This window comes from Candidatus Amarolinea dominans, assembly GCA_016719785.1.
Lineage (GTDB): Bacteria > Chloroflexota > Anaerolineae > SSC4 > Amarolineaceae > Amarolinea > Amarolinea dominans.
In genome coordinates, this window is sequence record JADJYJ010000003.1 from 145,085 (window position 1) to 158,035 (window position 12,951).

The window sequence follows — 12,951 nt, forward strand, 5'->3', positions numbered from 1 at the left end:
GATTCCTTGTCACGGCGCGCCCGCGCCAGGCGCTCCTGTTGGCGCGCGCCCCTGATCGAAACGCCGCTTCTCCTGCTCGCTGACCAACAACAGCGGCGCTACCTCGGTCGGCCGCCGTTGATCGTCCAGCGCTACGTAGACCACGAAGGCGGTGTTGGTCAACATGCGCTGACCGGTCAGGATTTTTTCCGCGTACACCGTGACCATCGCCTCGATACTGGTGCGTCCCACGTAGGTGACGCACGCTTCGAGGACGACCAAATCGCCCACCAGCATCGGTGCGTCGAAGGTCATCGAATCAATGGCGACGGTGACGCAGGGACGACGGGAGTGGCGCATAGCGGCCAACGCGCCGGCTTCATCCACCAGTTTCATGATGGAGCCGCCGTGGACGTTGCCTTGCGAGTTGGCATCTTCCGGATGCATGAAACTGCTGAGTTCAGTTTGCGAATCTTTGGGTGAGCGTGGGTCCATGATTTTTTCCTGTTTCAGGTCAGGTTAGCCCGGGCGTAGGCGGCCAGGAGTTGGGTGGCCGAGGCGTGCCAGGTGAAGCGCGCCGCTTGGGCAAATCCCTTGTGCTGCGCGGTCTCCCGCCAGGCGCGGTCGGTCAGCCCGCGTTCCAGGGCCGCGGCCAGGCCGGCGGTGTCATCGGCGTTGATCAGGAGGGCGGCATCGCCGGCTGCTTCCGGCAGCGACGAGTTATCTGCGCAGACCACCGGGGCGCCACAGGCCATCGCTTCGATGACCGGGATGCCGAAGCCTTCGTAACGACTGGGAAAGGCGACCAGATCGGCCAGGCTGTAGAGCGTGGGCAGGTCGTCCTCATTGACATAACCGAGAAAGCGCACGAACGACGCCACTCCCTCCCGTTCAACCTGGGCGAAGATGCTCTCCGTCAACCAACCCTTGCCGCCGCCGATGACCAGGGTGTGCGGCGCACCACTTTGGCGGCGCAGTTGTGCAAATGCGCTGATGAGACGCGGGTAGTTCTTGCGCGGTTCCAGCGTGCCGACGCTCAGGATGAAGGGGCCGTCGAGTTGGTAGCGTGCGGCCACGGCGCGGCGTTGATCCCCATCGGTCACCGGCCGGTAACGCGGGCCGATGCCGGGATAGACGACATCAATGCGCGCCGGGTCCACATCCAGCAGCGCGCTCAGGTCACGCTGCGTACTTTGGGAATCGGCCAGGATGCGGCTGGCGCGGCGCAGCGCGTGCGGCACGGCGTGGGTGAGATAGGCAACGAGGCGCGCATCGGCGCACTCTGGCACGCGCAGGAACGACAAATCATGCACGGTGATCACGCCCTGCGCGTGGCGCAAGGGTGGGAGGACGAAATCGGGCGCATGGAACAGATCGAAGCGGCCAGCCAGCCATTCGAGCGGCAGCGGCACGTGCAGCCGGTGCCAGAGAATGGCCTGCTGCCGGGAAGACAGCGGCAGGCGGCGCTGAGCAAAGGGCAGCGCGGGGTTGGCGCGGTCAGGCGCGGGCGCTGCAACGTCGGCTGCCAGCAGCAGGGTGATGTCAGGCCGGGGCGTCAGCGTAGCCAGCCCGGAAACCAGCCCCTGGGTGTAGCGGCCAATACCGGCGCCCTGGCGCAGGGCCGGTGTGTAGTCAAGCGCGATACGCATGATGATGGCTTTCGTCGCCGCTCAGATATCGCGGTAGGTCCACAGCCGGTTGACTCCAAAGTTCCAGAAGAGCACGACGCCGATGGCAAAGGCTTTGGCGAAGTTGTAATCCCAGGGATGCGGGATGAGCGGCTCGACCAGGTGCAGCACGACGCCCAGCACCAGTTGGTTGATGCCGAGACCGACCAGGTTGACCAGGATGAACTTGGGCAATTGGGCGCGTTTCTTGAATTTGCGGCTTTCGGGGTAGGTCCACAGGCGATTCCAGGTGAAATTACTGATGACGGCCGCGCTGAAGCTGAACGGGTTGGCCTGCAAGGGGGCCAGGCCCGCCACGAGCACCAGGAAATTGAGCACGCCGAAGTCAACGACCGCACCAATGGCGCCGACCACGGCGAACTTGAGAAAGCGTCCCATTTCCTTGCGGTTGGCACGCGCCAGCAGAGTTGAATCAGGAACCATGCACACCCTCGAACACGCAGATCATCGGTCAGAATACATGCAGGCGCTAGTATAGGGTTTCTCGATGGCTTGTCAAACAGACCGCTGACGCGTTGCGGTGTCCGCTGGCCCCTGATTGAGGGGCGCGGCCGGCGGCGAGGCCAGCAAGGCCAGCAGCAGGGCCATGTGCAGATAGAGGCGTTGCACGAGGAGATTGTCGAACAGGTTGTGGATGGAGAGGTGAACGATGGCGCCGAGGACGCCCAGCGCCACGGCGCGGCCCAGGGCGTCAGTCTGGCGATCGTAGGCCAGGCGGACGGCTTGCCAGGCCGCCAGCAGCCACAGCAGGACGTAGGTCAGCAGACCGGGCAGACCGGCTTCGGCCCAGGTGTTGAGGTAGATGTTGTGCGCATGGCCCAGCGGGTCCTGCCAGCGCGGCAAGGCCACCTGTGGATAAACCGCGGCGTAGTTACCCACGCCGACGCCTTGCCAGGGCGCCTGTGCGATCATGCGCTGGGCGGCGACCCAATGCGCAACCCGCTCGACGACGGCGAAGTTGTCATCGTTGACCTCTACGGTCGTCACGTCGAAACCGCCGAGATAGTCGCCGACCTGCGCCAGGCGCCCACCGAGCGCGCCCGTGTCGAAGCCGCCGCGGGCCAGCAGCAGCACGGTCAGCGCGCCGGCCAGGGCCAGGCTGAGGCCAAAGGTGCGGCGGCTGCGCAGCGCGGTGACCGTCACAACCCCGGCGCCAATGCCCAGCCAGGCCCCGCGTGACCAACTGGCCAACGCGCCGGCCGCAATCAGCGCCGTCACGACGAGGGCTGCGGCGGCCAGTGCGCTGGCTGCCGCGAATGAACGACGCGGTGGTTCAGCGCGGGGGGACGGCGTGAAGCGACCTGGCCAGGCTGCGACCATCTGTGCCAACGCCCACCAGAACAACGAAAGCGCCAGCGGCAAGATCAGCCCCAGGTAGCCGGCGTAGGGGTTGGGCTGGCGGAAGGTGCCGTAGGCGCGTAGAAAGCGTCCCAAGATCTGAAAGGCCGGCGGCCCGCTCTGCGTGATGAACTGATAAAGCCCCACGGCGGCCTGCAGGACACCGGCCAGCAGCAGCGCGACGATCAGAAGAACGCCGAATGAATTCGGGGCGACCGGGCCGCCGAATGAATTCGGGGCGATTTCAATCGCTTCTTCAACCGCTCTGTGGCCGATCGGGGTCAGGAGGTCAACGGCGACCAGGTAGAGAATGAGGGTTTCAAGCCATTTGAACAATTCAGGCGCGGCGTCAGCCAGGGAGGTGGCCGGCAGCAGCGAGAAGGCCAGCGCGGCGCAGTACAGAAGTAGGGGCAGCAGCAGTGGTGCGACCGCGGCCTCACCGGTGGACGCCGCGCGAGGATCAAGGCGACGCCAGGGGCGCGGCAGAACCAGGCGGCCGGCGGCCAGGCGCTGCGCCAGCCACGCGGCCAGGGTCAGCGCCAGCAGGGCTTCGCTGGGGCCAACGGCCGCGCCGGCCAGGGTGATCTCACCGACCGTGCTGAAGGGCACGCTGAACGCCAGCAGGAGCAGTCCCAGCGCCGGGCGTATGAAAACGGCCAGGCCGAGGCTGAGAGCGACCAGCGCCACGCTCAGCCCGGTCAGCGGCGCCCGCGCCAGCAGAAGCGCCAACAGCGCCAGCAGGCCAATGATCGAGACACGTCGTGCAACCAAGTGTAGCATGAGATTTCTTCTGGAAAGGCGCTCCTTGCCGCGCGGTCTGCATTCTACTCCGATGGTGAGCTTCCCGTCAAAATGCCTGCGGGGTCACAGTTTAAGTTTCTCTCATTTTTTTGGTCGCTGCTTTCGTTGACGAAGCTGCCGTTTGACGGTATACTGTGCGCTATGGGTCATGATCGTGTGGTCCTGGCCGTAAACACGAAACAAACCAGGTCTTCCTGCTGCTCATTCTCACGCCCCCTGCCCAGGAACCCGGTTGCTCGTGGACATCAAGACAGGAGAGAAAATCGAATGGCGAAGAAATCAACCATTGGCAAACAGAGCAGCGAGGGCGCCGTGCGTGCAGGCAGCGCGGGTGGACTTTCGCGCAATGCGTTGCTGCTGATCGTAACCGGGGTCGTCCTGGCCGTTGCGCTGATCATCATCCTGCAGCAGACACTCCTGCGTGGGAGTAACGCGGCAGTCAGCGGCGGGCCTGCCACCCAAGCGGGATCAGAAGCCGGCCCGGCCGACGCCGCGGTGACCGTGGCCGTTTACTCTGATTTCCAGTGCTCGCACTGCAAGTCCTACATGCAGGCCGTGGAGTCATCGCTCCTGCCTGAGTTTGTGGATACCGGCAAGGTGCGTTATGACTATCGGCATTTCATCGTCATCAGCCGGGAATCGTACGACGCGGCCAATGCGTCGGAGTGCGCCGGCGAGCAGGGCTTCTTCTGGCCCTACCACGACCTGTTGTTCGAGCAGCAGGGGCTGCAAGGCCGCGACACGGTCAGCAAGACCAATCTCAAAGCCTTGGGCAAGCGTATCGCAGGGCTGGACCTGAGCCAGTTCGACGCCTGTGTGGATACGGGCAACTACGTCGAGCAGATCTACCGCGAGATGCAAGAGGGCACGGACAAGGGTGTGACCGGCACGCCGGCGGTTTTTGTCAACGACAAGAAGCTGGACAACGGGCAAGACTATCAGCAGGTCAAGGCGGCGATCGAAGCCGCGCTGGGCAATTGAGGCCACAGGAGTGCAATGTCAGACACAGCAATTGTAACCGCCCGGCGTTGGGGCCTGGCGACACCGATCCTCGCCCTGCTGGGCGCGGGCATTTCTGGCTACCTGGCCTACGTCAAGCTCAGTGCCACGCAGGCGGTCTGCCTGGGCTTGGGCGAGTGCGAAGCGGTGCAGAACAGCCCCTATTCGGTCATCCTGGGCATTCCGATCTCTATCCTGGGCCTGCTGAGCTACCTGGCGATCATCGCTCTCTGGTGGTGGAGCCAGGATGAGCAGCGACCGTACGCGGACCTGGCGCCGATGCTTAGCTTCGGCATCATCCTGTTTGGCTTTCTCTATTCGGCCTATCTGACCTACCTGGAACTGTTCGTTATCAAGGCGATCTGTCCCTGGTGCGTGGCCTCGGCCATCCTCATGACCGTGCTGCTGTTCATCAGCGCACGCCAGGCTTTGACCAGCGCCAGCTAAAGGAGCAGGAACCATGGCCAACGCAAACGACCCTGCAGGACTGAGAAAGCTCATCGGTTGTCTCGTGAAAGGATAGCGGGCTAATGATCAGCGTGGACACCATTGTACACGGCGGCATCGTGGTTACGATGAACGCCAAAGAGGAAATCGTGGCCGATGGCGCCGTGGCGGTGCGCGAGGGGCAGGTGGTCGCGGTGGGGCCGGCCGCGACGATTTTGAGCCGTTACGTGGCGCCGCAGATGGTTGACTGTGCCGGGCAAGTGATCATGCCGGGGCTGATCAACGCGCATACGCACGTGCCGATGAGCCTGCTGCGCGGCCTGGCCGATGACTTGCGCCTGGATGTCTGGCTGCTCGGCTACATGATGCCGGTGGAGCGGGAGTACGTGGGCGAGGACTTCTGTCATTGGGGCACGTTGCTCTCGTGTGCCGAGATGATTCGCTCCGGCGTCACCTGTTTCAACGATATGTACTACTACGAGGATGCCGTGGCCCGCGCGGTGGACGCGGTCGGCATGCGCGCCATTCTGGGGCAGACGATTCTGCGCTTCCCGTCGCCCGATGCAGCCAGCTACGATGAGAGCCTGGCCTACTGCCGGCAGTTCATCGAACGTTGGCGCCACCATCCGCGCATCGTGCCGTCGGTGGCGCCGCACGCGCCGTACACCTCCACGCCGGAAATGCTCGAGGCCTGCGTCAACCTGGCGGTGGAGTTCAACGTGCCGCTGCACATCCACCTCTGCGAGACGTCGCTGGAGGTGATGAACAGCCGCAAGGAGCATGGCGATCCGCCTATCGCCTATGTCAATCGCCTGGGCCTTTTCCAGGCCAAAGTCATCGCCGCGCACTGTGTACACCTGGACGATGGCGAAATGCGCATCCTGGCGAACACACGCACCGGCGTCGCGCACAACCCGTCGAGCAATATGAAGCTCGCCAGCGGGGTGGCGCCTGTGGTGCGCCTGCGCAGCCTGGGCGTACACGTGGGTCTGGGCACCGATGGTCAGGCCAGCAACAACGACCAGGATATGTTCGAGGAAATGCGCCTGGCGGCCTTCCTGCCCAAAGGAACGATGGGCGACCCCACGCTGCTGCCAGCGCGTGATGTCTTTGCCATGGCCACAATCGAGGCGCGCGCAGTCCATCTCGATCATCTGATCGGCTCGTTGGAAGTAGGCAAGCGCGCAGACCTGACCGTGGTGGACATGAAGGCGCCACACCTCAACCCACGCTACCAACTCAGCCCGGCTCACATCTATTCGCACCTGGTTTACGCGGCCAAGGCCAGCGATGTCTGCCACGTGATGGTAGATGGTCAATGGCTGCTACGTGACGGTCAGTATCTGACGATTGACGTGCCTCTCGTGATCGAGAAGGCAACCGAGTTTGCCGCCCGCATCAACACCTTCATTAGCCAGCGCGAGCAGAGCCTGCTCGATAAGCTGCTGGCGGTGAGCGATCTCGACATGCAGCAGTCCTTGCAGGAGTCGTTCGAGGTGCAGGTGAAAGTGGAAGTGGATGACCTGCGCCCGCTCGAGGAGCTGCTGCACCAGGCGCCGTTCGAAATCATCCGGCGCAGCGTACGCCAGCAGTTCGACACCTATTTCCTGTTCGACCAGGGCAAGATGGGCGGCTATGTGCGCTACCGCGAGGACAACAAGATCGTGGAGCCGGAGGATGGGCGCCAGGGCATGGGGCCAGGGCCATCCATCGAGCCGCACTACTACCTGACGGTGATTGGGGAGACGAAGGAGCGCGAGTATGCCGATTCGGTTATTCTCTCGCGTTCGCACTACCTGGCGGCCGCGGTCCATTCCCTGCGTTTCTACCAGGAGTATTTCCAGCCCGACCGTGTGCGTGAGATCATCAAGTGGCGCACGCGCTACTGGGTGCGCTACAAGGGTGAGGAATTTGCGCTGAACTTCGACCGCCTGAGCAAGCCGATGGTCAGCACACCGTTTCTGGAGATCAAGAGTCGCACCTGGTCACGCGCGGACGCGGAAAAGAAGGCCGATCTGATCGGCGAGATTCTGCGCCTGCTCAAGATCAACCTGCGCAGCCGGCGCCTGGGCGAGTACACCTCCCTGGCCTGGTGAGGTCGCCCACGCGGGCTCGGTAACCTGCTCACGGCGGCGCGGGGGCGACGATGAGGCGCACCGGGTTGACGGCTTCGTTCGGAATTTTACGGATGAGGACATTGAGCTGCGTGTCGAAGACGAAGATGTTGTGCGTGTAGGCGTTCAGGGCAATAGTGGCGTCCAACGCGTACAGGCGTTGACCGTCCTGGCTGAGGCCCAAATCAATGAAGGTGCGCTCCATGCCGAGCCGTGTCTTGAGCCGCCAGTTCTGCGTGTCCACCGCCCAGGCCGTACCCAACAGGGTGTTGAACGCCAGCGGATCGGCCGGGAAGGTCAGCGCCAGGTAGAGCGTGTTGCCGTCGGCGCTCAGCACCGGCTGGCCCAACGGCTGGCCCACAATGTCAAAAATGGCGAGAGGGACCGGTGCGTCAGCCAGCAGCGGCTCCAGGTGAATGGGCAACACCGCCGGCCCATCGGCCAGCGCGTAGAGGATGGATTCATCGGGTGAGAGCACACCGCTGCGCACTTGCAGCACCGCGGGCAAGGTCAGCGTCTGCATCGGGCGGCGGGTGTCCAGCGGCAGTACGGTGAGCCGCGCCGGGCCTGTCTCTGGCTGGCACAGCACCAGCAGTTGCTGGGCCGACGCGCGCCACAGCAAGTGCGACGGCCCGCACAACGGCGTCTTGTACCAGAAGGGCGCCTCCACCTGTTGACTGATTCCTGGCGGCGTCGCCAGGTAATTCTCCAGCCACACCGCCGAACTGACCGGCGTGGCGTGCTGCACCATGACATGGCTGCCGAGATCGCTGCTGATGAGCGGCGGCCAGCCGCCCGCTGTGCGTCGCGTCAACCGATTGAGTATCGTCATCTGCGCCAACTCAAGACCGGATGCTGTGTCGAGCAGATGCAGGCGATTCTGCCCCGCTTGCTCTGCCCCGTCCAGCAGCCACAGCCGATCGCCCATCAGGGTGACGGCCACCTCAGGCGCTTGCATCGCCGCCGCGTACGTGACGGTGATGGCGTACATTTGCTGGTTGCTGTCGGCGTCAATCACATGGACGCTCGCCCCCAGCTCCGGACCGCCGGCATCCACCAGGTACAGGCGCTCGTGCGAAGTAGCCTGGGCTGACTGTGCTGTGGCCGGTGCGGGCGCCAGCACCAGGCTGGACCACGCGCTGCCGCTGTCGGTGATGGTGCGCAGCTTGGCGCCGGTCAGCAGGTTGTATACCACCAACTGCTGCCCGTACGGGTCGCTGGTCACCAGCACCTGGTCGTTACTGTGCAGGGCCAGGCTGGAGAGAGGAGTCTCCACTTCCCACAAATCGGGGCTGACGGCCAGGTTGGCGAATGGGGGGTCAACCACCCACTGGTTGGCAAGCTCCCGCGTTTCCAGGTTGTAGAACCAGATTTCGCTGGCCAGCCCCGCCTCGCCTTCGCTGCCATGACTCAAGCCCAACACCAGGCTGTGCGGCGTCTCCAGTTGTGCCACCTGGAAGGGCATCACGCGATGCCCGGCCTGCAGCGGCAACAGCACCTCACTCACCACCCGGCCAGCGCTCAAATCTACCTCGGTCAGGATGCCATCTTCGGTCACGGTGTACAAAAATTGGCTGTCGGCCGACATCACCGCGCCGGCCAGGCTGTGCGTCACCGGCGCCTGACTCTGTGGCGACGGCGCCAGCGGCAGGCTCAGGCTGCGGCTCACGGTGCGGCGCTGCAGATCGTTGAAGTGCAGCACCCCGTTGCGACACAGGTCATACAGCCAGCGGCCGTTGGCTGCGGCAAAGACAAAGCGCACCTCGCCGCAGGTTTCAGTGCTCGCCAGCGGCTCAGCGACGCCAGAAGCGGCCAACTCCCCGGTCATGGGATCAAGGCGGTCAACGGTATAGGTCTGGCTGATCAGGCGTTGGGCGTAAATGGCCAGGCCATCGGGCGCCATAATCAACGCGGGCGGGCCGGCGTTGCGCGGCCAGCGCACCCGGTTGGGCAATTCGGTCTGGCGCAGCATGGACCACGAACGGGTGTCGAAAATGCGCAGGCGGCTCGTCGTGCCGCCGGTTGTGGTGACAAAATCGGCCAGATAGAGCGTGGCGCCGTCAGGCGAGAGGGTGAACTGCGGCGTATTGCCGACCGGCAGCCGGCGCACCACACTGCCCAGGAGGGGATTGAACACCACCAGGCTGCGCGTGCCTTTTTCGGTCTGTAGAATGTGGTATAGACGGCTGCTGGCCCGCGGCAGCCGCGTCGGCGTGGCGACCGGAGTCGGCGTCGTCACCGTGGCCGGCAGCGGCGTGGACGCGGGGTACACATCGGCCGGGCGAATCACGCGCCACCAGCCCCAAACCAATGCAACCGCAAGCAGGATCAGCAGCCAGGGGCGGAGAGGCGGCAGGCGGCGTCGCGGCGCTTCCGTCACGCGCTGTCCCCAGGTCTCTTCACCAATTTGCCAGTCCAGGTGCTTGGGTGTGGGCAACGCTTCAACCCTCAGACTTCCGAAGTCTCCCGGACCCTCATTTCCCTCAGACTTCCGAAGTCCGTTCGCGTCTACAAATACTTCCCGATCAGCATCTCCAGGCGTGTTTTCGTCTGCGCCGGAATCCGGCTGCGGTCGGTGATGATGGCATCCTTGAGCGCGTCAGCCTGCGGACTGGGGCCGGCCGTGGATAACAGACGCACGGCATTGCGCACCGCGGTCTTGGCAACCTCGGCGTTGTGCAGCAGCACCCGGATGACCGCGTCCACCGTGACCGGCTCTTCCGTCTCGTGCCACACGTCGTAATCGGTCACGTGCGCCATCGTGGCATAGCTCATGCCGGCCTCACGCGCCAACTGCGCTTCGGGCACGGCCGTCATGCCGATGATGCTGCAACCCCATTGGCGGAAGATGCGGCTTTCGCCTTTGGTGCTGAAGCGCGGGCCTTCGATGGTGATGAACACGCCGCCCTGGTGTACCGGATTGCCGGTCTCATGCACCGCGGCCAAACACACGTCGCTCAGGAAGGGGCAGAAGGGGTCCGCCAGCGAGACATGCACGACCAGGCCACCGGTGCCGGCCGTGGGGTCATCGAAGAAGGAAAGCGGGCGCAGATGCGTGCGGTCGAAGAGCTGATCCGGCACAACGATGTGGCCGGGGGCGATCCCTTCCTGCAAGGAGCCGCAGGCCGAAATGGAGATCAGGTACTCGACGCCAAGCGCCTTGAAGCCCCAGATATTGGCGCGAGAGTTGAGTTGGGTCGGGGAGATGCGATGCCCGCGACCGTGGCGGGCCAGAAAGGCCACCGGCGTGCCATCCAGCACCCCGGTGATGTAGGCGTCCGAGGGGGCGCCGAACGGCGTGTCCAGGGTGATCTCGCGCATCTCTTGCAGCGCTTCCATCTGATAGACGCCGCTGCCGCCAATGATGCCAATGCGAAATGAGTCAGTCATTGATCTTGATTACCTCTCGAATGTTGATTGCCGGTCTCATTTTGTCAGGCCTAGAAATTTTCGTGAAAAACGGCGCACGGCTTTGGCGACCGTTAGCGCGTCACGCGCCTCCTCCAGAGTTGGTGCATCACCGGGATAGCGGGCAGTGATCGCATATTCTGCCAATGTGTTCAATCTTTCATCGTCCATACCGACCAGAATGCCGACATTAGCACACAACTCGCTCAATCGAATCAAGTCATGTGTCTTGGGGACAACAACGTCCCTGGAAACGAGTAAGGCTTTGAGGTACTTTTCAGCGCATTGTTGACTGCAGAAACAGGCGTGGTTATTCAGTGGTCGGCGACGACGCAGCATGGCGCAGGCTGCGTCATAATCTGCCTCAGCAAATTCAACCCAGGCGCGTATGTCAGTTTCGATGCTCATGAAGGACTCTACCTTGTGACAGGATCTCCAGGATGAAATAGTCGCGCTTGAGGACCGATTGTTCTATCTCAGCGGGAGTACGAACCAAGATGTCAACTGGAAAAGGGCGTGGAATGAGTAAGCGCGAGACACTCCAACTGCGCTCGCTGCGCGACGCTGTTGTGTCAAGGATTACGAGCAGATCTACATCGCTGTCTGGCGTTGGTTTGCCGTAGGCGTACGAACCAAAAAGAATGATCTTTTCTGGGTGCAGGCTTTCGACGATACGGCGTACCGCCAGCGGCAGCGCGCGCGCCACCGGCAGTGCGCAGCCGATCGGCGTCATGACCAGATCAGTGATATCGGCCAGTTCAATCGTTGTTTGTTCGTTTGTCGCGATTTGCGTGTCCATACGCTAAACGCCCTGGTGCATTCAGATTGTGCTTGTGCAGTGAAGCCTTGAGGATGACGATTATAACCGCTTCTCCAGTTCCGCCAAAATCGCAAGTCTGGCGCGGCGTACAAAAAGATGTCCCCGACCCTGACGGGCGACTTGTGCGTGGCAAGATGCGCAATCGTCAGGGCCGGGGACAGGATGGGGCTAGGACGGTGGCTCAGATGCGCTCGATGATGGTGGCAGTGGCCATGCCGTGGCCGATGCACATGGTTTGCAGGCCATAGCGGCCGCCGGTGCGTTCGAGGCGGTGCAGCATGGTGGCCATCAGCTTGGCGCCGGTGGCGCCCAGGGGGTGACCGATGGCAATGGCGCCGCCCGTGGGATTGACGCGTGCCGGGTCCGGCTGGATCTCCTTTAGCCATGCCAGTACCACCGAGGCGAAGGCCTCGTTGATCTCGATGGTATCCATGTCTTCGATGGTCAGGCCGGCCCGGGCCAGAATCTTGCGCGTGGCCGGGATGGGGCCATCCAGCATGATGAGCGGGTCGCTGCCCACGACCACCCGCGCGACGATGCGCGCGCGCGGCGTCAGGTTGTGGCGCTTGAGGCCCTCTGCGCTGGCCAACAGCACGGCCGCGGCGCCGTCGCTGATCTGGCTGCTGCTGGCGGCGGTGATGCGACCATCGGCGCGGAACGCAGGGCGCAGTTGGCCCATCTTCACCAGATCCACGTTGCTGCGGAAGCCCTCATCGTAGTCCAGGGTGACCTGGCTGCCGTTATGCGCCACCGTTACCGGCATGATTTCAGCCTTGAAGTAGCCGGCGGCGGTGGCGGCGGCGGCCTTCTGGTGACTTTCATAGCTGTAGCGATCGAGATCCTCACGGCTGAGGTTCCATTTGTCGCATATCAACTCGGCCGAGATGCCCTGCGGAATCAGGTCGTAGGGGATGCCAGCATAGAACTGCTCCGGATAGTCGGAGCCCATGGTCACGCGGCTCATGCACTCCACGCCGGCGCCCACGGCTATGTCCATGTCTCCGGCGGCAATGGCCTGGGCCGCAAAGTGGATGGCCTGTTGACTGGAGCCGCACATGCGGTTGAGTGTGACCGAAGGCACGGAGACGGGCCAGCCTGCGTTGAGGACCGCCAGGCGGCCGATGTTCGCGCCCTGCTCACCGATGGGGGTCACACAGCCCATCACCACATCTTCGACGGCGGCCGGGTCGAGGTCCACCCGACGCACCACCTCTTGCAGGGGCAGGCTGGCTACGGCCACCGGATGCAGACCGCTCAAGGCGCCATTTTTGCGACCGACCGGTGTGCGCACGGCGGAGACAATGTAAACGTCACGCATTATTTCCTCCCGCTATCTTTTCGTTTGGCCTGGGCGTTG

At 63.5% G+C, this 12,951-nt stretch carries 12 protein-coding genes; 3 read left to right on the forward strand and 9 right to left on the reverse strand.

The features are described 5' to 3' along the window. Positions 1 to 9 precede the first annotated feature (9 nt). The 4 genes from IPM84_04265 to IPM84_04280 all read right to left on the reverse strand — a co-directional run bounded on the left by IPM84_04265 (position 10) and on the right by IPM84_04280 (position 3,785). Positions 10 to 474, reverse strand: coding sequence for an acyl-CoA thioesterase (locus IPM84_04265; protein MBK9091984.1), 465 nt, complete (start codon positions 472 to 474; stop codon positions 10 to 12). A 14-nt stretch (positions 475 to 488) separates the two neighbouring features. Further along, entirely contained in the window at positions 489 to 1,628 is a 1,140-nt protein-coding gene (locus tag IPM84_04270) for a glycosyltransferase family 4 protein (GenBank protein ID MBK9091985.1), read from the reverse strand. Positions 1,629 to 1,649: 21 nt separating this feature from the next. Continuing rightward, positions 1,650 to 2,090, reverse strand: a complete 441-nt coding sequence (locus IPM84_04275; GenBank protein MBK9091986.1) for a GtrA family protein — start codon at positions 2,088 to 2,090, stop codon at positions 1,650 to 1,652. Positions 2,091 to 2,162: 72 nt separating this feature from the next. Next, complete coding sequence (locus tag IPM84_04280; GenBank protein MBK9091987.1) at positions 2,163 to 3,785, reverse strand: O-antigen ligase family protein; 1,623 nt, start codon at positions 3,783 to 3,785, stop codon at positions 2,163 to 2,165. A 288-nt stretch (positions 3,786 to 4,073) separates the two neighbouring features. Here IPM84_04280 and IPM84_04285 point away from each other — a divergent pair, with 288 nt between their 5' ends. From IPM84_04285 to IPM84_04295, 3 genes are all read left to right on the forward strand, one after another. Then, a complete protein-coding gene (locus tag IPM84_04285; GenBank protein MBK9091988.1) occupies positions 4,074 to 4,787 on the forward strand; it encodes a DsbA family protein in 714 nt (237 codons plus the stop codon). 15 nt (positions 4,788 to 4,802) lie between these two features. Then, a complete protein-coding gene (locus IPM84_04290; protein ID MBK9091989.1) occupies positions 4,803 to 5,252 on the forward strand; it encodes a vitamin K epoxide reductase family protein in 450 nt (149 codons plus the stop codon). Between the two features lie 83 nt (positions 5,253 to 5,335). After that, a complete protein-coding gene (locus tag IPM84_04295; protein MBK9091990.1) occupies positions 5,336 to 7,348 on the forward strand; it encodes an amidohydrolase in 2,013 nt (670 codons plus the stop codon). Positions 7,349 to 7,376: 28 nt separating this feature from the next. Here IPM84_04295 and IPM84_04300 read toward each other — a convergent pair whose 3' ends face one another. The 5 genes from IPM84_04300 to IPM84_04320 form a co-directional block, all read right to left on the reverse strand. Further along, on the reverse strand, positions 7,377 to 9,803 hold the full coding sequence (locus tag IPM84_04300; protein MBK9091991.1) for a hypothetical protein: 2,427 nt from the start codon (positions 9,801 to 9,803) through the stop codon (positions 7,377 to 7,379). A 71-nt stretch (positions 9,804 to 9,874) separates the two neighbouring features. After that, positions 9,875 to 10,756 carry an S-methyl-5'-thioadenosine phosphorylase gene (mtnP, locus tag IPM84_04305; protein MBK9091992.1) on the reverse strand — a complete coding sequence of 294 codons (882 nt, stop codon included), beginning with the start codon at positions 10,754 to 10,756 and terminating at the stop codon, positions 9,875 to 9,877. 36 nt (positions 10,757 to 10,792) lie between these two features. Continuing rightward, on the reverse strand, positions 10,793 to 11,182 hold the full coding sequence (locus IPM84_04310) for a HEPN domain-containing protein (GenBank protein ID MBK9091993.1): 390 nt from the start codon (positions 11,180 to 11,182) through the stop codon (positions 10,793 to 10,795). Beyond that, complete coding sequence (locus tag IPM84_04315) at positions 11,166 to 11,507, reverse strand: nucleotidyltransferase domain-containing protein (protein ID MBK9091994.1); 342 nt, start codon at positions 11,505 to 11,507, stop codon at positions 11,166 to 11,168. Before IPM84_04315 ends, IPM84_04310 begins: the two co-directional genes overlap by 17 nt. Before the next feature lie 268 nt (positions 11,508 to 11,775). Then, the gene (locus IPM84_04320) at positions 11,776 to 12,912 is read right to left on the reverse strand and encodes a thiolase family protein (GenBank protein ID MBK9091995.1); all 1,137 of its coding nucleotides are present in this window, start codon (positions 12,910 to 12,912) and stop codon (positions 11,776 to 11,778) included. Between the last annotated feature and the right edge of the window lie 39 nt (positions 12,913 to 12,951).